At 57.0% G+C, this 20,846-nt stretch carries 16 protein-coding genes and 4 tRNA genes; 16 read left to right on the top strand and 4 right to left on the bottom strand.

Annotated elements, in window-relative coordinates:
- Positions 1–6: 6 nt before the first annotated feature.
- Positions 7–717 (top strand): amino acid ABC transporter ATP-binding protein, encoded by a 711-nt coding sequence (locus QQF73_RS07625; protein WP_228743304.1) that lies wholly within the window; start codon positions 7–9, stop codon positions 715–717.
- A gap of 36 nt (positions 718–753) precedes the next feature.
- Here the strand turns inward: QQF73_RS07625 and lpxH are convergent, their stop codons facing one another.
- Both lpxH and QQF73_RS07635 read right to left on the bottom strand, forming a co-directional pair.
- The gene (gene lpxH / locus QQF73_RS07630; RefSeq protein ID WP_285367800.1) at positions 754–1,479 is read right to left on the bottom strand and encodes a UDP-2,3-diacylglucosamine diphosphatase; all 726 of its coding nucleotides are present in this window, start codon (positions 1,477–1,479) and stop codon (positions 754–756) included.
- Positions 1,476–1,985: a peptidylprolyl isomerase gene (locus tag QQF73_RS07635; RefSeq protein ID WP_219866081.1), complete on the bottom strand. Its 510-nt coding sequence runs from the start codon at positions 1,983–1,985 to the stop codon at positions 1,476–1,478. The genes lpxH and QQF73_RS07635 overlap by 4 nt, the downstream gene beginning before the upstream one ends.
- Positions 1,986–2,151: 166 nt before the next feature.
- Here QQF73_RS07635 and QQF73_RS07640 point away from each other — a divergent pair, with 166 nt between their 5' ends.
- The 5 genes from QQF73_RS07640 (at position 2,152) to QQF73_RS07660 (ending at position 9,388) form a co-directional block, all read left to right on the top strand.
- Positions 2,152–2,757 carry a DNA polymerase ligase N-terminal domain-containing protein gene (locus QQF73_RS07640; RefSeq protein ID WP_285367801.1) on the top strand — a complete coding sequence of 202 codons (606 nt, stop codon included), beginning with the start codon at positions 2,152–2,154 and terminating at the stop codon, positions 2,755–2,757.
- 209 nt (positions 2,758–2,966) lie between these two features.
- Positions 2,967–3,866 (top strand): non-homologous end-joining DNA ligase, encoded by a 900-nt coding sequence (gene ligD, locus QQF73_RS07645; protein ID WP_219866079.1) that lies wholly within the window; start codon positions 2,967–2,969, stop codon positions 3,864–3,866.
- A 132-nt stretch (positions 3,867–3,998) separates the two neighbouring features.
- Complete coding sequence (locus QQF73_RS07650) at positions 3,999–5,678, top strand: glutamine--tRNA ligase/YqeY domain fusion protein (protein ID WP_219866078.1); 1,680 nt, start codon at positions 3,999–4,001, stop codon at positions 5,676–5,678.
- Positions 5,675–7,063: a cysteine--tRNA ligase gene (gene cysS, locus QQF73_RS07655; RefSeq protein ID WP_219866077.1), complete on the top strand. Its 1,389-nt coding sequence runs from the start codon at positions 5,675–5,677 to the stop codon at positions 7,061–7,063. Before QQF73_RS07650 ends, cysS begins: the two co-directional genes overlap by 4 nt.
- A gap of 144 nt (positions 7,064–7,207) precedes the next feature.
- Positions 7,208–9,388, top strand: coding sequence for a malate synthase G (locus QQF73_RS07660; RefSeq protein WP_219866076.1), 2,181 nt, complete (start codon positions 7,208–7,210; stop codon positions 9,386–9,388).
- A gap of 90 nt (positions 9,389–9,478) precedes the next feature.
- Here QQF73_RS07660 and folD read toward each other — a convergent pair whose 3' ends face one another.
- On the bottom strand, positions 9,479–10,336 hold the full coding sequence (folD, locus tag QQF73_RS07665; protein ID WP_219866075.1) for a bifunctional methylenetetrahydrofolate dehydrogenase/methenyltetrahydrofolate cyclohydrolase FolD: 858 nt from the start codon (positions 10,334–10,336) through the stop codon (positions 9,479–9,481).
- 232 nt (positions 10,337–10,568) lie between these two features.
- Between folD and QQF73_RS07670 the strand changes: the two genes are divergently transcribed.
- The 10 genes from QQF73_RS07670 (at position 10,569) to QQF73_RS07715 (ending at position 19,877) form a co-directional block, all read left to right on the top strand.
- A tRNA-Pro gene (locus QQF73_RS07670) sits at positions 10,569–10,645 on the top strand.
- 33 nt (positions 10,646–10,678) lie between these two features.
- Positions 10,679–10,755: transfer RNA gene (locus tag QQF73_RS07675), tRNA-Arg, on the top strand.
- Positions 10,756–10,841: 86 nt separating this feature from the next.
- Positions 10,842–10,917 (top strand) — tRNA-His (locus QQF73_RS07680).
- 75 nt (positions 10,918–10,992) lie between these two features.
- Positions 10,993–11,077: transfer RNA gene (locus QQF73_RS07685), tRNA-Leu, on the top strand.
- A 221-nt stretch (positions 11,078–11,298) separates the two neighbouring features.
- Positions 11,299–12,603 carry a trigger factor gene (gene tig, locus QQF73_RS07690; protein ID WP_285367802.1) on the top strand — a complete coding sequence of 435 codons (1,305 nt, stop codon included), beginning with the start codon at positions 11,299–11,301 and terminating at the stop codon, positions 12,601–12,603.
- A 174-nt stretch (positions 12,604–12,777) separates the two neighbouring features.
- Positions 12,778–13,413, top strand: coding sequence for an ATP-dependent Clp endopeptidase proteolytic subunit ClpP (clpP, locus tag QQF73_RS07695; RefSeq protein ID WP_219866073.1), 636 nt, complete (start codon positions 12,778–12,780; stop codon positions 13,411–13,413).
- A gap of 76 nt (positions 13,414–13,489) precedes the next feature.
- Complete coding sequence (gene clpX / locus QQF73_RS07700; protein ID WP_219866072.1) at positions 13,490–14,773, top strand: ATP-dependent Clp protease ATP-binding subunit ClpX; 1,284 nt, start codon at positions 13,490–13,492, stop codon at positions 14,771–14,773.
- A 167-nt stretch (positions 14,774–14,940) separates the two neighbouring features.
- The gene (gene lon / locus QQF73_RS07705; RefSeq protein ID WP_219866071.1) at positions 14,941–17,358 is read left to right on the top strand and encodes an endopeptidase La; all 2,418 of its coding nucleotides are present in this window, start codon (positions 14,941–14,943) and stop codon (positions 17,356–17,358) included.
- Positions 17,359–17,597: 239 nt separating this feature from the next.
- On the top strand, positions 17,598–17,870 hold the full coding sequence (locus QQF73_RS07710) for an HU family DNA-binding protein (protein WP_041344017.1): 273 nt from the start codon (positions 17,598–17,600) through the stop codon (positions 17,868–17,870).
- 153 nt (positions 17,871–18,023) lie between these two features.
- The gene (locus QQF73_RS07715; RefSeq protein ID WP_285367803.1) at positions 18,024–19,877 is read left to right on the top strand and encodes a SurA N-terminal domain-containing protein; all 1,854 of its coding nucleotides are present in this window, start codon (positions 18,024–18,026) and stop codon (positions 19,875–19,877) included.
- Between the two features lie 94 nt (positions 19,878–19,971).
- Here QQF73_RS07715 and QQF73_RS07720 read toward each other — a convergent pair whose 3' ends face one another.
- Positions 19,972–20,844 carry a MurR/RpiR family transcriptional regulator gene (locus QQF73_RS07720; RefSeq protein ID WP_219866069.1) on the bottom strand — a complete coding sequence of 291 codons (873 nt, stop codon included), beginning with the start codon at positions 20,842–20,844 and terminating at the stop codon, positions 19,972–19,974.
- Positions 20,845–20,846 lie beyond the last annotated feature (2 nt).

A 20,846-nucleotide genomic window follows, 5' to 3' on the forward strand; every position in this document is an offset into this window, starting at 1 on the left:
GAAGGGATGCACAAATGGTATGGTGATTTTCACGTCCTCAAGGACCTTAATCTGAACGTTAAGCAGGGCGAGCGCATCGTCATCTGTGGCCCGTCCGGTTCTGGTAAATCGACCTTCATCCGGTGTCTCAACCGGTTGGAAGAGCACCAGCAAGGCAAGATCATCGTGGACGAAGTGGAACTGACGGACGACGTGCGTCACATCGACACGGTGCGCAGGGAAGTGGGCATGGTGTTCCAGCATTTTAACCTGTTCCCGCATCTCACGGTTCTGGAGAACTGCTGCCTGTCCCCGATCTGGGTGCGTAAGATACCGCGCAAGGAAGCGGAAGCGTCGGCCATGGAATACCTGGAGCGGGTCAAGATCCCGGACCAGGCCAATAAATTCCCGGGTCAGCTTTCCGGTGGCCAGCAGCAGCGTGTTGCCATTGCCCGGGCACTGTGCATGAAACCGAAAATCATGCTGTTTGATGAGCCGACGTCGGCACTCGATCCGGAAATGATCAAGGAAGTGCTGGACGTCATGATTGAGCTGGCGGGAAGTGGCATGACCATGCTTTGCGTAACCCATGAAATGGGCTTTGCGAAGACCGTGGCAGACCGGGTGATCTTCATGGATGGCGGCGAAATTGTGGAGGAGGCACCTCCGCACGAGTTCTTTACCAATCCGCAGGAAGCGCGAACCCAGAAATTCCTCAAGCAGATTCTGCAGCACTAAGACCAAAAAGGCCGGGCAATTGCCCGGCCTTTTGCATTAGATGGGGTACTTATCCAGTACCGGCTCCTCGCCGGGCCGTACCTCCAGCCACCACACGTTCTTGTCCCAGTCCCCGAGCACAATCCGTTTCGCCGGTTGGCCGTTGGCCTCCAGTTGATGCTCTGCGGGACGATGGGTATGGCCGTGGATAAGCCGCTGGACCCCATGCGCCTCCATTTCTTTCACCACTTCTTCCGGAGTGACGTCCATGATGGTTTCTTCCTTGCCCTGATTCTTGGCCATGCTGATTTCCCGTAACTGACGGGCCATCTGCTGTCGGTCGGCCAGGGGCCGCTGCAGAATCATTTGCTGCCACTGAGGATTGCGCATGTTGGCTCGGAATTTCTGGTATTCCACGTCGGCCGTGCAAAGGCTGTCCCCGTGCATAAGCAGGGTAGGGGTGCCGTACAGGTCCACCACGGTGGGGTCATCCAGCAGCGTGGCACCGGCTCGGTTGCAGAAATCTTCCCCAATCAGAAAGTCCCGATTGCCATGCATCAGGAAGATTGCGGTGCCGCTTTCGTTCACTTCCTTCAAGGCGGACGCCACCTTCTCCTGAAGCGGAGTACGCTCGTCGTCACCAATCCAGGCTTCGAAAAAGTCGCCCAGGATGTAGAGTCTTTCCACACCCATCGCCTTATTGGTCAGGAAATCCAGAAAAGCCTCGGTAATATCCGGCCGCGACTCCTCCAGGTGAAGGTCGGAGATGAACAGCATGGTCACGCTGTGCCTCCGTCCTCCAGAACTTCGGCTTTTTCGATAACGACGTCGTCGGCGGGGACGTCCTGGTGGCCGGCTTGCATGGTGGTGCGTACCGCGCGAATCTGATTGACCGTGTCCATGCCCTCGACAACCTTACCAAAGACGCAGTAACCCCAGCCTTCTGCGTTCTTGGCGGTATGGTCCAGGAAACCGTTGTTTTCAACGTTGATAAAGAACTGGGCGGTGGCGGAGTGTGGATCCATAGTCCGCGCCATGGCCACCGTGCCCTGCATGTTGCTTAGGCCGTTGTCGGCCTCGTTCTTGATCGGCTCCCGGGTTTTTCGGGGTGTCATGCCGGGCTCGAAGCCGCCCCCCTGAACCATGAAGTTGCTGATCACACGGTGGAAAATCAGGCCATCGTAAAAGCCATCGCGCACATATTGTTCAAAGTTCTTAGCTGTTTCCGGGGCTTTGTCGTAGTCCAGTTCCAGCTTGATGTCACCGTGATTGGTTTTCAGCAGAATCATTCGTGGTTCCTGTTAGGTCGTTATGGATCGTAGAAAAATTGCTAGGCTTATTGTACTGGAGAGTCGAGTACTGTGCATGACCCGGCTCCGGATTTCTCGACGCTGGCCATCGTATTATCAGGCCCCAGGGTTGCGGGCAGAAAGAGCGAGCGGTGGAGGAGGCAGAATGACTGGAGATCGCCTGTCGAGTTATCGCAAAAAGAGGAATTTCAAGCGTACCTCGGAGCCGCGCGGGAGTTCAGGTTCGTCCCGGGGAGGGCGGAGGTTCGTTATCCAGAAACACGATGCGTCGAGCCTTCATTATGATTTCCGGCTGGAAGTAAAAGGGGTTCTGGTGTCCTGGGCTGTTCCCAAGGGGCCTTCGACCAATCCTGCTGACAAACGTCTCGCAATCCAGACAGAAGATCATCCCCTGGATTATGCACAGTTCGAGGGCTGCATCCCAGCTGGAGAGTATGGGGCGGGCACAGTAATGGTCTGGGATACCGGGACCTATCGTAACCTCCGTGCTGAAAAGGGTCGTGACTCAAAAAGCATGGAGGCGTCGCTGGAGGATGGCCTGGTGGAAGTTTGGCTCCAGGGCGAAAAGCTCAGTGGGGGCTACGCATTAAAGCGGATGCAAGGCAGTAATAAGCCTCAGTGGTTGCTGATCAAGATGGATGATCAGGCCGCCGATGCCCGTCGCAAACCCGTTTCCACCGAACCCGATTCCGTGAAGACAGGCCGATCCATGGCCAGGATTGCAGCTGAAGAAGGAGGGGGCGATGACTGACTGGCCTGACCGCCTTTCCCGCGGCGACCGGCAACTGCTCACGAAGTGACTGTAGTTCGCGGGTCCCCTTCGTTTTACCGACCATCGTAACGAAGACGGCCTGGCATACTACCGCGAGGCCTGCCAAAAAGTTGGGAAGGGGTGATTGCCAAGCGGGCAGACAAGCCCCTATCGATCGTCCCGCTCCAGTCACTGCGGGAGGAATCAGTATGGCAAAGCGACGGTTCGGCCCATATACCGTAGATGTCTCCAACGAGGGCAAGGTCCTGTTTCCGGATGCCCATATTACCAAGGGCGACCTGATCGACTATTACGAAGCCGTTGCCGACACCATGCTGGGATACCTTGAGAACCGGCCGCTTGTCCTTCACCGCTTTCCGGATGGGGTCAAGGGGGAGGGGTTTGTCCAGCAGCGCGTCTCAGATTATTTCCCGGACTGGCTTGATACGTTGACGGTAGATCGGGCCGAGGCCGGCAAGGGGCGGGTGCAGCACCCGCTCTGTAACAACCTTGTGTCGCTGATTTACCTGGCCAACCAGGCAACGATCGCCTTTCACCGGTGGCTTGCCCGAGGTGATCGTCCGGATTGTCCCGACCTGCTGGTGTTCGATCTCGACCCTTCCACCAGAGACTTCAGTCGGGTGGTCGACGCGGCGAATAAAGTCATTGAGCTCATACAGGCGGTCGGAGGCACTCCCTACGCCATGACTACGGGCTCGCGGGGTTTGCATGTGGTCATGCCGTTGCGCCGTGACGATGGTTTCGATGAGGTACGGGGAGTCGCCCAGCGGATGGCAAAGTGGCTGGCCGACCGATACCCCGAGCGTCTTACCACCGAGCACCGTAAACGCAATCGCGGTGACCGGATTTACCTCGACGTAGCGCGCAATGCCTATGGCCAGACCTTGGTTTCTCCCTACTCCGTGCGGGCAAAGGCCGGCGGCCCTGTGGCTATGCCACTGAGGCTTGAAGAACTGGACGATCCCGAACTTCGTCCGGACGGCTTCTCGATGGAGGAAGCCCCGCATCGGCTCAAGCAGCGCGGTGACGCCTGGAAAGGCATGCACCGACACGCTGTCTCCCTCGCGACCGTCCGCAAGGCACTCTGAAGACCGCGGCAGCCCCCGACGGGTTATCGGTGCGGCATCTTCATCGACTTTGTATTGCAGGCATGAGTTGGGCAGGGTTTTGTGAGTATAATAGGCGGTTTCAGATCCACCTCCTTTTCTAACAGAGAATGTATGAGCGCCGAATCGAAGAAAGCCCACAACTTTATTCAGAGCCTGATCGAAGACGCCATCGCCAAGGGCGAGCACACTGGCAAGGTGGTGACCCGCTTTCCGCCAGAGCCGAATGGCTATCTGCACATTGGCCACGCCAAATCCATCTGTCTGAACTTTGGCATCGCCGAAACCTTTGGTGGCGAATGCAACCTGCGGTTTGACGACACCAATCCGGAAAAAGAAAACCAGGAATACATCGACGCCATCAAGCAGGATGTGGAGTGGCTTGGCTACCAGTGGGCTGGTGATGTCCGTTTCGCGTCCGACTACTTTGACGCGCTGTACGCGTTTGCCGAGGAGCTGATTGAAAAGGGTAAGGCTTACGTCTGCGCCCTGTCTGCCGACGAAATGGCCGAGTACCGTGGCAGTCTGAAAGAACCCGGGAAAAACAGCCCTTATCGGGACCGGCCAGTCGAGGAGAACCTTCAGCTGTTCCGGGACATGCGCGACGGCAAGTACCAGAACGGTGAGCTTGTGCTGCGGGCGAAAATCGATATGGCGTCCCCCAATATCAATCTCAGGGATCCTATTCTTTACCGCATCCGCTATGCGGACCACCACCAGACCGGTGACAAGTGGTGCATCTATCCGATGTACGATTTTACGCATCCGATTTCAGATGCGATGGAGGAGATTACACATTCCCTGTGTACGCTCGAATTTGAGGATCACCGTCCGCTCTACGACTGGGTTCTGGATAACATTTCCGGTCCCTGCCATCCGCGCCAGATCGAGTTTGCCCGGCTGAACCTGAATTACACCATCACCAGCAAGCGCAAACTCAAGCGCCTGGTGGATGAGCATCATGTCGATGGCTGGAACGATCCCCGGATGCCCACCATTTCCGGCATGCGCCGTCGCGGGTACACCCCCGAGTCCATCCGGACCTTCTGCGACATGGTTGGTGTCAACAAGGCAGGCGGGACCGTTGATGTGGGGATGCTGGAGCACGCCATTCGCGAGGACCTGAATACGCGGGCGCCGAGAGCCATGTGTGTCATGCGTCCGCTGAAAGTGACGTTGACCAATTACCCGGCCGATAAGACGGAAACCCTGGTGCTGCCGGTCCACCCGCAAAACCCGGACATGGGTGAGCGGGAAGTGACCTGGAGTCAGACGCTGTTTATCGACCGTGAGGATTTTGTGGAGGAGCCGCCGCGCAAATGGAAGCGGCTGGCACCGGACCAGGCCGTTCGCCTGCGCGGGGGCTACGTGATGACCTGTCGCGAGATCGTTCGTGACGACAGCGGCGAGATCGTCGAGCTCAAATGCGAGTACGATCCCAAGACCCTTGGCGTGAACCCGGAAGGTTACAAGCCTAATGGTGTGATCCACTGGGTCTCGGCCACCGACAGCGTTGAGGCAGACGTCAACCTCTACGACCGTCTCTTCAACCACGAATCCCCGGACAGCGACAAGGACGGTGACCTTGTCGATCACCTGAACCCGGAATCGCTGGTTGTGCTCACAGGAGCGAGGGCCGAGAAAGGGCTGGTCGAGCCCCGCACCGACCTGCCGTACCAGTTCGAGCGAGAGGGGTATTTCTTCTGCGATCCGGAACTCACCGCAAGCGCCGGCCGGCCCGTTTTCAATCGGACCGTTACCCTGCGCGATTCCTGGGGTAAGGGGGGCAAGTGATCCGTATTTACAACACGCTCTCGCAGCAGAAGGAAGAGTTCCGGCCGATCGAGTCGGGCAAGGTGCGCATGTACGTCTGCGGGATGACCGTTTATGACTACTGCCATCTCGGCCACGCCCGGGTTCTCGTGGCCTTTGACGTCATTACCCGTTATCTCAGGCATCGTGGCTACGACGTTCACTATGTGCGCAACATTACCGATATCGACGACAAGATACTGCGTCGGGCGGACGAGAATGGCGAGGCCTTTACGGACCTGACTGAGCGCATGATTCGCGCCATGCATGAGGATGAGGCTCGGCTGGGGGTGCTGTCCCCAACCGAAGAGCCTCGTGCGACCGCCTACATTGACGAAATCGTGGCGATGATTCACAAACTGGTTGCCAGCGGCCATGCCTACGCAGCGGATAACGGCGATGTGTACTTCGCGGTCAACTCCTTTGCCGACTACGGCAAGCTCAGCAAGAAAAAGCTGGAAGACCTGGTCGCCGGTGCGCGCGTCGACGTGCAGGAAGCCAAGCGCAGTCCTGCGGACTTCGCGCTCTGGAAAGCCGCGGCTGAGGGCGAAGTCAGCTGGCCGTCGCCCTGGGGCGAGGGTCGTCCGGGCTGGCACATCGAATGTTCCGCCATGTCTACGTGCTGTCTGGGTGACACTTTCGATATTCATGGCGGTGGCCCGGATCTGCTGTTTCCGCATCATGAAAATGAGATCGCTCAGTCGGAGTGCGCGACGGGCCACGATTTCGCCAGAACCTGGATGCATGCGGGTGCGATCAGGGTTAACAAGGAAAAGATGTCCAAGTCCCTGGGCAACTTCTTCACCATCCGTGAAATCCTTGAGACATACCCTGCCGAAGTCGTGCGGTATTTCCTGGTGTCGAGCCACTATCGCAGCCAGGTTGACTATTCCGAGGAAAACCTGGCTGAGGCCGGTCGAACCCTGACCAAGCTGTACCATTCGCTTCGAGGCATCGTGCCCGCCAAAGATGGAGACGTTGCGGAAACCGAGTACGATAGACGATTCCAGGAAGTGATGGACGACGATTTCAATACCGCGGGCGCCATCGCCGTGCTTCATGCTGTGGCCAATGATATCAACCACCATCGGCGTGAAGGTCGTGACCAGGAGGCTAAGGAAAGCGCGTCCGTGCTGGTTCGTCTTGGTGCGATCCTGGGCTTGTTGCAGCAGGATCCGGAGGCATTCTTCCAGGCTGACACCGGCGGTGAACTGAGCGCCGAGGACATCGAGGGAATGATTCAGGCCCGGGCTGATGCCCGCGCGGCACGAGACTTTGCCGAAGCGGATCGCATCCGCGACGAACTGGCAGGCAAGGGTATTATTCTGGATGATTCCCGCGAAGGTACCAGCTGGCGACGGGGATAGCAGGGCGGAGAGTCCACGAATGCCGTGTTGCGCGGGCGGGAATGACCTGATAGGCATTTTCCCGTACAATGCGGCGCTCAAATTAGAATGCCCCCTCGTTGCAAAGGGGGAGTCGGGAAACGTAACCCACTGAGGCAGACAACGATGACAGAACGCGTACAAGTCGGCGGCATTCAGGTCGCGAAGAATCTGTATGATTTCGTAAACAACGAGGCAATCCCGGGAACCGGTGTCGACGCTGACAAATTCTGGGCAGAATTTGACAAGATCGTGAACGAGTTGGCCCCGCGCAATCGCGAACTGCTGGCCAAGCGTGATGCAATCCAGGAAAAGATGGACAGCTGGAACCGTGACCACAAAGGTCAGAAGCTGGACATGGCCGAATACAAGTCCTTTCTGAAGGACATCGGTTACCTGGTTGACGAGCCGGCGGATTTCAAGATTTCCACCTCCAATGTTGATCCGGAAGTTGCCACCATGGCAGGTCCGCAGCTGGTAGTGCCGATCATGAACGCCCGTTTCGCCCTGAACGCCGCAAACGCGCGTTGGGGTAGCCTGTACGACGCGCTTTACGGTACCGACGCCATTTCTGAAGAAGGTGGTGCGGATAAAGGTCCCGGCTACAACCCGGTGCGCGGTGCCAAGGTTATCGAGTGGGCTCGTAACCTGTTGGACAGCTCTGCACCGCTCGCCTCAGGCAGTCACAAAGACGCCGCCAAGTACAGTGTTGAGAGTGGCAAGCTCGTCGTCACGCTGCAGAACGGTGAGACCACGGGCCTGAAAGATGAGTCCGGGTTTGTCGGTTACACCGGAGCCGCTGATGCCCCGACAGGTGTGCTGCTGGTCAAGAACGGCATGCACTTCGAGATCCAGATTGATGCCAGCCACCCGATCGGCAAAGACGACGGTGCCCACGTCAAGGACGTGCTCATGGAGTCGGCCCTGACCACCATCATGGACTGCGAAGATTCCGTGGCAGCCGTCGACGCTGACGACAAGGCGCTGGCCTATCGCAACTGGCTCGGCCTGATGAAAGGTGATCTGCAGGAAACCTTCGAGAAGGGCGGCAAGCAGCTAACCCGTAAAATGAACGCAGACCGCACCTACACGGCCCCGGATGGCGGCGAGCTGAGTCTGAAAGGCCGTAGCCTGATGTTCATCCGTAACGTTGGTCACCTGATGACCAATCCGGCCATCCTGCTGAGCGACGGACAGGAAGTGCCTGAGGGTCTGATGGATGGTCTGATCACGTCCCTGATTGCCATCCATGACCTGAAAGGCAAGGGTCAGTTCCAGAACAGTACCAAAGGTTCCATGTACATCGTGAAGCCGAAGATGCATGGCCCGGAAGAAGTGGCGTTCACCAACGAATTCTTCGGTCGCGTCGAGGACGCCCTGGGTCTGCCCCAGTTCACGCTGAAAGTCGGTATCATGGACGAAGAGCGTCGGACCACCGTTAACCTGAAGGCCTGTATCCATGCCGCCAAAGAGCGGGCAGTCTTCATCAATACCGGCTTCCTGGATCGCACCGGTGATGAAATGCACACCTCCATGGAGCTGGGGCCGTTCATTCGCAAGGGCGAGATGAAGCAGGCGGCCTGGATTAATGCCTACGAGCAGTGGAACGTGGACATCGGTCTGGAAACCGGGTTCCGTGGTGTTGCCCAGATTGGTAAGGGTATGTGGGCTATGCCAGACCTGATGGCCGGCATGCTGGAAGCCAAGATTGGTCACCCGAAATCCGGCGCCAACACCGCCTGGGTTCCATCCCCGACTGCCGCCACGTTGCACGCCACTCATTACCATCAGGTCAGTGTGGCCGATGTTCAGAAAGAACTTGAGAGCCGTGCCCGGGCCAGTCTGGACGACATCCTGACCGTGCCAGTGATGGCCGATCCGGGTGCGCTGTCCGTGGACGAGATTCAGCAGGAGCTGGACAACAACGCGCAGGGCATCCTGGGCTATGTTGTGCGCTGGGTTGAGCAGGGCGTTGGTTGTTCCAAGGTTCCTGATATCAACAACGTAGGGCTGATGGAAGACCGTGCCACTCTGCGCATCTCCTCCCAGCTGTTGACCAACTGGCTGTACCACGGTGTTTGCACCGAGGCGCAGATTGAGGAAACCATGAAGCGTATGGCTGCTGTGGTTGATAAGCAAAACGCCGGTGATGCGTCCTATCGCAACATGGCGCCGAACTTTGACGACAGTGTTGCCTTCCAGGCGGCGATGGATCTGGTCCTCAAGGGTCGGGAGCAGCCGAACGGCTACACCGAGCCGCTTCTGCACGCCTACCGTCTGAAGGCGAAAGCCAAGTACGGCGAATAAGCGTAAGCGAGAAACACAAAAAACCCCGCTTCATGCGGGGTTTTTTGTGTCTGGAGGAGTGGTCGAGGCCTGAATCTCCGGCGCGGGGCGTCAGTCCTTGTGCAGGACGTCTGCCGCGTAGAGTGTGTTCTGCAGCAGGGTCGCGATGGTCATCGGACCAACGCCACCCGGTACCGGCGTGATGTAGGCGGCGCGTTCCGCTGCCGTCTTGAAGTCCACATCACCGTGCAGCTTGCCGTCCGCCATCCGGTTGATGCCCACATCAATCACTGTGGCTCCGGGCTTCACCCATTCGCCCTGGATCAGGCCGGGCTTGCCGACTGCTGCCACCAGGATATCGGCTTCCCGGACGAATTTTTCCAGGTCCGGTGTGAAGCGGTGGCAAACAGTGATGGTTGCACCTTTGAGCAGCAGTTCCATGCTCATGGGCCTGCCGACTATGTTGGACGCGCCGACGATAACGGCATGCTGACCCTTATAGGGCGTGTTAATGCTGTCAAGCAGGGTGATGATGCCGGCCGGGGTGCAGGGTCTCAGAGTCGGCTTACGCTGCATCAGGCGCCCGATGTTGTAGGGATGGAACCCGTCCACGTCTTTGTCGGGGCGAATCTTGACGAGGATTGGATCCGCATCGAGATGCTCCGGCAGCGGCAGTTGAACGAGGATGCCGTCTACCGTCGGGTTCTCGTTCAACTCGTCAATGAGGGCTTCCAGGGCTTCCTGGGAGGTGTCTGTCGGCAGGTCATAGGAGAGCGAGAGGATGCCGGCTTCATCGCATGCCTTGCGTTTGTTGCCGACATACACGTGGGAGGCCGGGTCGTCTCCTACCAGAACCACGGCCAGCCCGGGAGCCCGTAATCCCTGTTGCTGGCGGGCTTCTACACCGGCTGCAACCTGCTGTCTTACACCGGCGGCAATTTCTTTTCCGTTAATCAGTTTGGCGCTCATGTCTCGTCTTGTCGGTTGGGCGTTGGAGAGTGAAGGCAGCGCATTGTCTCATGCTTCCGGCGGAACTCCAATTGGCGGGTAGGGGGGGGAGCGATGAGGGAACTTTTAGGGTGGCCCAGCGTCATACAGAATCCTGATCTTTCGGTGAATTTGGAATTCCGTGTTGACGGCGTGGTCCGGCGCCGGTAATATGCGCGCCAACTTTGCTGAGGCACTTGTTGTTCAGTTCAGACGGGGTATAGCGCAGTCTGGTAGCGCGCCTGCTTTGGGAGCAGGATGTCGGGAGTTCGAATCTCTCTACCCCGACCACTTTTCTGAGTATTCAGGTGGGCGAACGGTTAAGCGCCCGTAGCTCAGCTGGATAGAGCACCCGCCTTCTAAGCGGGTGGTCGCAGGTTCGAGTCCTGCCGGGCGCGCCATTAAGTCGTCGGCTTGGTCCGAAACCGGGGTCGCCAACCAGCAAAGTTGAAAGGTCGAAAATACCGAAAGGTATGTCCTGATTGTGGTGGACGTAGCTCAGCTGGTAGAGCTCAGGATTGTGACTCCTGCGGTCGAGGGTTCGAACCCCTTCGTCCACCCCATTTTTCCTGATTTGTTTTCCGCTTCTGCATGACTCCCTGCTGGCAACGGCAATTCCCGGGTTTTGCAGATGATGTGCGAGAGTGGCGGAACTGGTAGACGCGCTGGATTTAGGTTCCAGTGGGGCAACCCGTGAGAGTTCGAGTCTCTCCTCTCGCACCACCCTTTCTTTTTCTCTTTTTGTCCCCAAATCTATTTCACAGTAAGTCGGTCCGGTATTGCCCCGCTCCGGGAACTGCTTGTGGCAAGTGATTCTCTCGGTAGGCCAAACCGTGATAAACTGTCGGCTTTTAAATTTCGGTCCTTTTGTGGGAGTTCACCCCGAAATGGACTTTTTGCTTTTATTTCATTCACATACTGAACCTGTTATTTGAGGATCTTCCATGCAAGTGTCTGTTGAAACGACCTCCAACATCGAACGTCGCATGACGATTGGTGTGCCCGCCCAGGAAATTGATCAGGCGGTTCAGAAACGCCTGCAGGAAACAGCACGTACTGTGCGTCTGAACGGTTTCCGCCCGGGCAAGGTGCCCATGAAGGTGGTCAAGCGTCGTTTCGGTGACAGCGTCCGCCAGGAAGTGGTTGGCGAAGTCATGCGTGACCAGTACATCAAGGCACTGCAGGAGCAGGACATCAATCCTGCGGGCTGGCCCAAGTTCGAACCGAAGACCATGGAAGAAGGCAAGGATCTAGAGTTCGTTGCGATTTTCGAGGTACTCCCGGAAATCGAACTGGGGGATCTGAGCAAGGTTTCTGTCGAGAAGCTGACTTCTGAAATCTCCGACAAGGATATCGACAACATGATCGATAACCTGCGTCGTCAGCAGGCCACCATGAAGGAAGTCAAGCGCAAGTCCAAGAACAAGGACGTGCTTACCATTGATTTCAAAGGCTTCATTGATGGCGAGGAGTTCGAGGGCGGTGCCGCTGAAGGTCATCGTTTGACCCTGGGCTCTGGCCAGATGATCCCTGGCTTCGAAAAGGCCATTCAGGGCGGTAAGGCCGGCGAGGACATGGAAATTGAAGTGACCTTCCCGGACGATTACCACAACGAAGATCTGGCGGGTAAGCCGGCGAAATTCGAGGTCAAGATCCACAAGGTTGAAGAGCCACAGCTGCCGGAACTTGATACGGAATTCTTCAAGAAGTTCGGTATTGAGGCGGAAGATGAAGCCACTTTCCGCGAGGAAGTGAAGAAGAACATGGAGCGCGAGCTGAAGCAGGCGGTCTCCAACAAGGTCAAGAACGACGTGGTTGACGGGCTGCTTGAAAGCACCGAGCTGGACGTGCCGGCTGCGCTGGTCGATCAGGAAATTGATCGCCTCCGTCAGGACGCGGTTCAGCGTTTCGGTGGCCAGGTTGATTTCCAGCAGCTGCCGAAGGAAATTTTCCAGGAGCAGGCTGAGCGGCGCGTCAAGACAGGCCTGCTGTTCCAGGAAGTGGTCAAGCAGAATGATCTGAAGGCGGATCCGGCCAAGGTAGATGAAAAGATCCAGGAGATTGCATCTACGTACGAACAGCCTGAAGAAGTTGTTGCCCACTTCAACAGCAATTCTGAGCAGAAGTCGCAGATTGAGTCTTCAGTGCTTGAAGATGCGGTTGTCGATTTTGTTCTGGACAAGGCCAAGGTCAAAGAGAAAAAGGTCAAGTACGAAGAAGCCGTTCAGGCTGGTCAGCCTCAGCGCTGATCCTGCCGGGGCCGGAACTGATTCTGGCCCTGCTGGCCGAATTCAGAAAACAGCCGGCTTGTCCGGCTGTTTTCATCTGGGCCTGCGGCTGGCAAAGTAAGAGGTGAAAAACACCTGTAATGAACGCCGTGGCGCGAGTCCACGACCCATTGTCCATAAGGAGTTCAGGCGCACATGACGCAGAAACCAATTGATGGTCCCGCAATGGTTACCAATTCCGGCCTGGTGCCGATTGTTATTGAACAGACTGCTCGGGGCGAGCGTTCGTTCGACATATACTCCCGTCTGCTCAAGGAGCGGGTGATTTTCATGGTTGGCCCGGTTGAAGACCACATGGCGAACCTGATTGTTGCCCAACTGCTGTTCCTGGAATCCGAGAACCCGGACAAGGACATCCACCTGTACATCAACAGCCCGGGTGGGTCAGTCACTGCCGGTATGTCGATCTACGATACCATGCAGTTCATCAAGCCGGATGTCGCCACGCTGTGCGTGGGTCAGGCCGCAAGCATGGGCGCGTTTCTGTTAGCCGGTGGCGCCGCAGGCAAGCGCGCTTGCCTGCCGAACTCCCGGGTCATGATCCACCAGCCGTTGGGTGGGTATCAGGGCCAAGCGACCGATATCGAGATTCACACCCGTGAAATTCTCAAGATCCGTCATACCCTGAACTCGATTCTGGCCCATCACACCGGTCAGGAGCTGGATACCATCGCCAAAGACACCGATCGTGATTACTTTATGGATCCGATGCAGGCGAAAGACTACGGGCTCATTGATTCTATACTTGATAAGCGCGTACCGAATAAATAATACTGGAAGTAATCGCATCATACTTGGCCGGCGTATTAGCCAGTAACGCCGGCTAACCAAGATCAGAGGTAATTCAATGGCAGATGAAAGAAACGGCAGAGGCGACGATAACGGCAAGTTGCTTTACTGCTCGTTTTGCGGAAAGAGCCAGCATGAAGTCCGTAAGCTCATTGCAGGGCCCTCGGTGTTCATCTGCGACGAGTGCGTTGACCTGTGCAATGACATTATCCGTGAAGAGATTCAGGAAAATGCTCAGGAAGAAGCCAGCGACCGGCTCCCGACACCCGCAGAAATCCGCGACACTCTGAATGAGTATGTTATTGGTCAGGACCGTGCCAAGGTTGTGCTTTCGGTGGCGGTTTACAACCACTATAAACGCCTGCGCTACGGTGAGGGCAAGGCGGATGTTGAGCTCGGCAAGAGCAACATTCTTCTGATCGGACCGACCGGTAGCGGCAAGACTCTGCTGGCTGAAACTCTGGCGCGGATGTTGAATGTGCCGTTCACCATCGCGGATGCCACGACGCTGACCGAAGCCGGCTATGTGGGCGAGGATGTCGAGAACATCATCCAGAAGCTGCTTCAGAAGTGCGATTACGATGTCGACAAGGCCCAGCGCGGTATCGTCTACATCGATGAGATCGACAAGATCTCCCGCAAGTCAGATAACCCGTCAATCACCCGGGATGTGTCGGGCGAGGGTGTGCAGCAGGCGCTGTTGAAGCTGATCGAAGGCACGGTGGCGTCGGTTCCGCCTCAGGGCGGGCGCAAGCATCCGCAACAGGAGTTTTTGCAGGTGGATACCGGCAACATCCTGTTTATCTGTGGTGGTGCCTTTGCAGGCCTGGACAAGGTGATTCAGGAGCGTTCAGAGCGGAGTTCCATTGGTTTCTCGGCAGCTGTGGTCAGCGAAGAGGACAAGAAGAGCGCCGGTGACATCATCAAGGATGTGGAAACCGAGGATCTGGTCAAGTTCGGCCTGATTCCCGAGTTTGTGGGCCGTCTCCCGGTGGTCGCGACTCTGACCGAGCTGGATGAAGCCGCGTTGGTGCAGATCCTGACGGAGCCGAAGAACGCGCTGACCAAGCAGTATCAGAAGCTGTTCGATATGGAAGGCGTCGAGCTGGATTTCCGGGAAGATGCTTTGCGGGCTGTGGCGCGCAAGGCCATGGAACGGAAGACCGGTGCTCGTGGACTGCGCTCGATCATGGAAGCCACGCTGCTGGATACCATGTATCAGATCCCGTCAGAGCACGACGTAACCAAGGTTGTGATCGATGAAAGCGTGATTGACGGGGACTCCGAGCCCTTCAAGATTTACGCCAGTAGTGATCATGCCAAGGCTGTACCGGAAGACTGATCAGTTGGTCTGACATCAAGGTACACGGGAGAGGGGCGGCAACGCCCCTTTTCGCGTTCTGTTTCCCCATTCTCCCTCTCTGTTTCGTTTGGTAAAAAGATTGCAATTTATGCGGGCGCCCCAATGAAGGGTGATATGCTCAAAGAAACACCGTCAGAGGATTCCCTATGACCCGGATACCCGAAAATACTGTGCACGAATACCCGTTGCTGCCGTTGCGTGATGTGGTGGTGTTCCCGCACATGGTGGTCCCGCTGTTTGTGGGCCGCGAAAAATCCATTCAGGCGCTTGAAGCCGCAATGGAAGGAAGTAAGGAAATCCTCCTGGTTGCCCAGCGGGATGCCTCCACCGACGAGCCTGGCCCCGGCGATGTTTTCGATATGGGCACACTGGCGACCGTATTGCAGATGCTGCGGCTCCCGGATGGCACTGTGAAGGTGCTGGTTGAAGGTAATGCCCGGGCAACCATCAGCGACATTTCGGAGGGTGATTACCTCTCCGGTGGTGCGGTGTTGATGGACGAGGAAGGGCTCCCCGAGCGTGAGCAGGACGTTCTGATCAAGACCCTGATGGACGAATTCGAGAAGTACGTGAAGCTCTCCAAAAAGGTGCCGTCAGAGGTGTCCAACGCGCTGACCGGTATCGAGGAACTGGAGCGCCTGGCAGATACCATGGCTGCGCATCTGGAAATGCGAATTCCGGAGAAGCAGGAACTGCTGGAGGCGCTGGATGTGCGCAAGCGGGTGGATCTGCTCCTGGGTAAGCTGGACGGCGAGATCGATCTGATCGAAGTTGAGAAGCGCATTCGCGGTCGCGTCAAAAAGCAGATGGAGCGCAGCCAGCGCGAGTATTACCTGAATGAGCAGATGAAGGCCATCCAGAAGGAGATGGGCAATCTGGGTGAGGGTAACAACGATTTTGAAGAACTTGAGCAGAAGCTTGAGGAGGCGGGTCTGCCTGAAGAGGCGCGCAAGAAGACCGAGACCGAACTGAACAAGCTCAAGATGATGTCGCCGATGTCGGCCGAAGCCACGGTGGTGCGTGGGTACATCGACTGGATGCTGGCGGTGCCCTGGAAGAAGCGCAGCCGGGTCCGTCATGACATCGAAAAGGCCCGTGAGATTCTGGACCGGGACCACTATGGGCTGGACGAGGTCAAAAAGCGGATTCTCGAGTACCTGGCGGTTCAGAGCCGCGTGAAGAAAGTGAAAGGTCCGGTGCTGTGTCTGGTGGGGCCTCCGGGAGTCGGCAAGACCTCGCTTGGCCAATCGATCGCCAGGGCGACCAATCGGAAATACACGCGCATGGCGCTTGGTGGTGTGCGCGATGAAGCCGAAATCCGGGGTCACCGGAAAACCTATATCGGCGCGCTTCCCGGCAAGTTGTTGCAGAAGCTGTCCAAGGTCGGCGTGAGAAATCCGCTGTTCCTGTTCGATGAGATCGACAAGATGGGCATGGACCATCGTGGCGACCCTGCATCGGCGCTGCTCGAGGTGCTGGATCCAGAGCAGAATCACACCTTCAACGATCATTACCTGGAGGTGGATTACGACCTCTCGGATGTCATGTTCGTGTGTACCTCCAATTCCATGGACATTCCGCCGGCCCTTCTGGACCGGATGGAGATTATCCGCATTCCCGGGTACACCGAGGACGAGAAGGTAAACATTGCATTGCGTTACCTGTTGCCGAAACAGATCAAGGCGAACGGCCTGCGCAAGGACGAACTGGTGATTCCTGAGGAAACCTTGAGGGATCTGATTCGCTATTACACCCGGGAAGCGGGCGTACGCGGCCTTGAGCGTGAAATTGCCAAGATTTGCCGCAAGGTGGTGCGCGAGCATGTCGAGAGCAATGACAAGGCCTCTGTGACTCTTGAGCCAGACGCGTTGGAGGATTACTCCGGGGTGAAGAAGTTCAAGTACGGTCTGGCGGAAGAAAAGAACCAGATTGGACAGGTGACCGGACTTGCCTGGACCCAGGTTGGTGGTGAGCTGCTTACCATCGAATGCGCTCTGACCCCGGGCAAGGGGCGGGTAGTTAAGACCGGTTCTCTGGGCGATGTCATGCAGGAGTCAATCCAGACCGCCCTGACAGTGGTTCGCAGTCGTGCGCCGGGGCTGGGAATTGCCGACGATTTCCACGAAAAACACGATCTGCACATTCACGTTCCCGAGGGTGCAACGCCGAAAGACGGTCCGAGTGCCGGTATTGGCATGTGCACGGCCCTGGTTTCTGCGCTGACCAAGATTCCGGTCAGGGCAGACGTGGCGATGACCGGTGAGATCACTCTTCGAGGTCGGGTTCTGGCCATCGGCGGGCTCAAGGAAAAGCTGCTGGCAGCGCACCGCGGTGGTATCAAAACGGTCCTGATCCCGGATGAAAATGTCCGTGATCTCAAAGAGATACCGGAAAACATAAAGGAGTCTCTGGAGATTCGTCCGGTTAAATGGATCGACGAAGTTCTGGATATTGCGCTGGCCTATCCGCCCGAACCCCGGGCAGAAGATGAGTCTTCCGGAGCAGGTTCCGGCAAGCCCCGCGATGACGAAAGCGATAGTGCAGAACGCATAAATACTCATTAAAGGCTTGATGAGTTGTTGACACGTGAGAGAGGCCGTTGGTATAACTGTTTCGCCGTGAAGCAGCCAATACCAAGGGCTCCCGCGCAGTAAGTGCCTATTCCGAACACCGGTTAAAAAACCGAAAGGAATAAGAAAACTGAAGAATGGAATTCTCCGACCGCTTATGCGATAGTCGAGAACGTCCGAGAAAAAACAAACCAACCTATAACATCTTCAACCTGAAATCGAAGGGGTTTAGTGTGAACAAGTCCGAACTTATCGATGCAATTGCAGAGTCCTCAGATATTTCCAAAGCCGCCGCTGGCCGTGCTCTGGATGCCATGACCAATTCCATTACCGGTGCCCTGAAAAAAGGCGATCAGGTTACTCTGATCGGTTTTGGTACTTTCTCCGTTAAAGAGCGTGCTGCTCGCACCGGCCGCAACCCGCAGACTGGTGCCGAGATCAAGATTCCGGCCTCCAAAGTGCCTGGGTTCAAAGCAGGCAAGGCCTTGAAAGACGCCGTTAAGTAACGGTTCTTTCTCTGGCAGCCCCTGTCGCAGGGGGCTACCCAAGAAGAATTTAAGGCGCATTCCGGACAGGGTGCGCCTTTTTACGTTCGGCGCCCTAACGCTCATCGCCTATAGATAAAAACTGCACGACCTTGAACAGGATTCGGGAGAAACATGCTTCAAGATATTCGGGAAAATGCCCAGGGCACCATTGCCAAGATCATCATCGGTCTATTGATCGTGTCCCTATCCATCTGGGGAATGGACGCCATCATCGGCGGGTTCTCCGGTGAGCCAGAAGTGGCGACAGTTAATGGTGAAGACATTACAGAGCGGGAATTTCTTCGTCTGGTCCAGATGGAGAGCCAGCGTCGACTGTCGCGCATGGAGACCCCGGACCCTTCGTTGCTTAAAGAAGACCAGATTCGCAAGGACGTGCTGGAATCCCTGATTCAGCAGGAGGTCCTTATCCAGGACGCCGGCAGTCAAGGGCTGGCGCTGACCGATGCCGACATTGATGCGCTCATTACCCAGATGCCCCAGTTCCAGGTTGATGGTCAGTTTAATCGGGACCGCTTCGTGTCTACGGTCCGTAACATGGGCATGGGCGTGGCCGAGTTCCGCGACGCTATGCGCAAGCAGTATGTGGTTAACCAGATTCGCGCCGGTGTTATTCAGAGTGGCGTGGCATCGGATGAGAGTGTGGCCCAGATTCTTCGAATCCAGAACCAGACTCGTGATTTCCGGCTTTTGACCGTACCCGACAGTGCCGTCGCAGGGCAGGTTGAGATTACCGAGGACGAGGTTCAGACGTTCTACGAAGAGAACAGCAGTGCCTTCCAGCAACCGGACCAGGTTGATGCGGCCTACATTACGCTGTCCCTTGGTTCACTGGCCGAAACCATTGACATCAGCGAGGATGAGCTGCAGGCCTATTACGAGCAACGCGCCGACGATCTCGCACGTGAAGAGCGGCAGGCATCGCATATCCTGATCGAAGATGGTGAAGATGCCGACGCCACCATTGAGACCATTCAGAAGCGCCTGGCGGATGGGGAATCCTTTGCCGATCTGGCCCGGGAATATTCGATCGATACCGTCTCCGCCGAGGAAGGTGGTGATCTGGGGTATGCCGGCCGCGGTGTTTACGATGAGGCCTTCGAGAAGGCTCTGTTCGCGCTTGATGAGGGTGAGGTCTCAGGTGCAGTGGAGACCAGTTTTGGGGTGCATCTGATCAAACTGGAGGACGTACGTCGTTCCGAGGTTCCGGCCCTTGAGGAAATTGCAGATCAACTTCGCAACGAGCTGGCTCGTGACCGTGCCGAAGAGCGTTTTGCAGAAATTCGCACCCAGTTGGCGGATTCCGCTTATGCAGCAGACGATCTGGCGGGACCGGCCGAGGAGCTCGGTCTGGAGGTGCGTGAGGCAACCGGCGTGACCCGAAATGGCGGCATGGCGCCGTTCGATCACGAGGGTCTGGTTCGCCAGCTGTTCTCGGCCGACGTGCTTGAAGAAGGCTACAACACCGAGCTGATCGACGTCGGTGATAACGTTTCCGTGGTGGCCCGTGTGCGGGAGTATCGCGAGGCGCAGCAGCTTCCTCTGGAGCAGGTGGCCGATGATATTCGCGCTACCCTTAAGGCGCGCGAGACGCGCGACGCGCTGCGTGAGAGGGCAGAAGAGATTATGGCCGGGCTCAAGGCAGGTCAGTCTCTCGAAGAGTTGGGGGCCGGAGAATGGGTAAGCTACGAAGCGAAGTCCCGGAACGCGCAGGAGGTGAGCGCCAGTGTCATGAGGGCGGTGTTCTCGCTTGAGCGACCGGCAGATGACGACGCCAGCTATGGACGGTCGGTCAGTGCTGAAAGTGCCTCGGTGATCGCGCTGGACCAGGTTAATCAAGGTGAGGTTGACCAGGATGGAGCCGAGTTCAGCCAGCTGAGTCAGTTCCTGGCGTCCCTGGAAGGGCAGCGGGAATATTCAGCGTATCAGGAGTACCTCCGGAATCGGGCCGAAGTAGAGCGCCCCTGAGCTGTATTGATGCGGCGGGCTGGAGGAGGCCCGCCGAGAAGGCCACAAAAAAACCCGGGATCTCCCGGGTTTTTTTTGTGGCCAAGTCCGAGCTTTAGGTTGTCGGAAAGCGAGTGGGCTTAAGGCTTTCCTTGATCTTTTTGAGGTGTCCGAGAAAATCGGCGCCGCGCTTGAGGGTCACTCCGGTTGCCAGGATGTCGATCACGGTCAGATGAATAATTCTCGATGACATGGGCATATATACTTCCGTGTCTTCCGGGGCTGTTACGCCCAGGACAACGGTGCAAATTTCGGCAAGCGGGGATTCAGGGTTGGTGATGCCGATGACCGTGGCACCGTTGGCCCGGGCAAGCTTGGCAATTTCGACAGTTTCACGGGTCCGACCGGTGTAGGAAATCAGAACGATGACGTCCCCCACGCTGGCCCCTGCAGCAACCATACGTTGCATCAGGGCGTCATCATAGGACATCACCGGAATGTTGAAGCGGAAAAACTTGTGCTGGGCGTCGAGGGCCACTGCGGCGGATCCGCCCATGCCGAAGAAATTGATCTGTTTGGCCTGGATCAGGTAATCAATGGCCATGGCCAGTGCCTTCGGGTCCAGGGCCTGGCGGGCTTTGTCCAGACTGGCAATGGTGCTCAGCATGATCTTGTCCGCAAATTCGGCCACGGTGTCGTCCGGCTCAACATTCTGGCCGACGTAAGGGGTGCCGGTTGCAATGCTTTGTGCCAGCCTGATCTTGAAGTCCGGGAAGCCGGTGGCGGAAAAGCCGCGGCAAAACCGGTTCACCGTGGGTTCGCTGACTTCTGCAGCGCGGGCCAGGGCGGCTATGCTGTAACGAGTGGCCGCGCTGGGGTCTCGAAGAATGGCTTCGGCCACTTTTCGCTCCGATTTGTTGAGGCTGTCGAGTCTGCCCTGGATGTCTTCGAGCAGATTGTCGTCACGGTGCGCCTGGTTCGCAGCCATTA

It is taken from the genome of Marinobacter albus (assembly GCF_030238305.1).
Taxonomy (GTDB): domain Bacteria; phylum Pseudomonadota; class Gammaproteobacteria; order Pseudomonadales; family Oleiphilaceae; genus Marinobacter; species Marinobacter albus.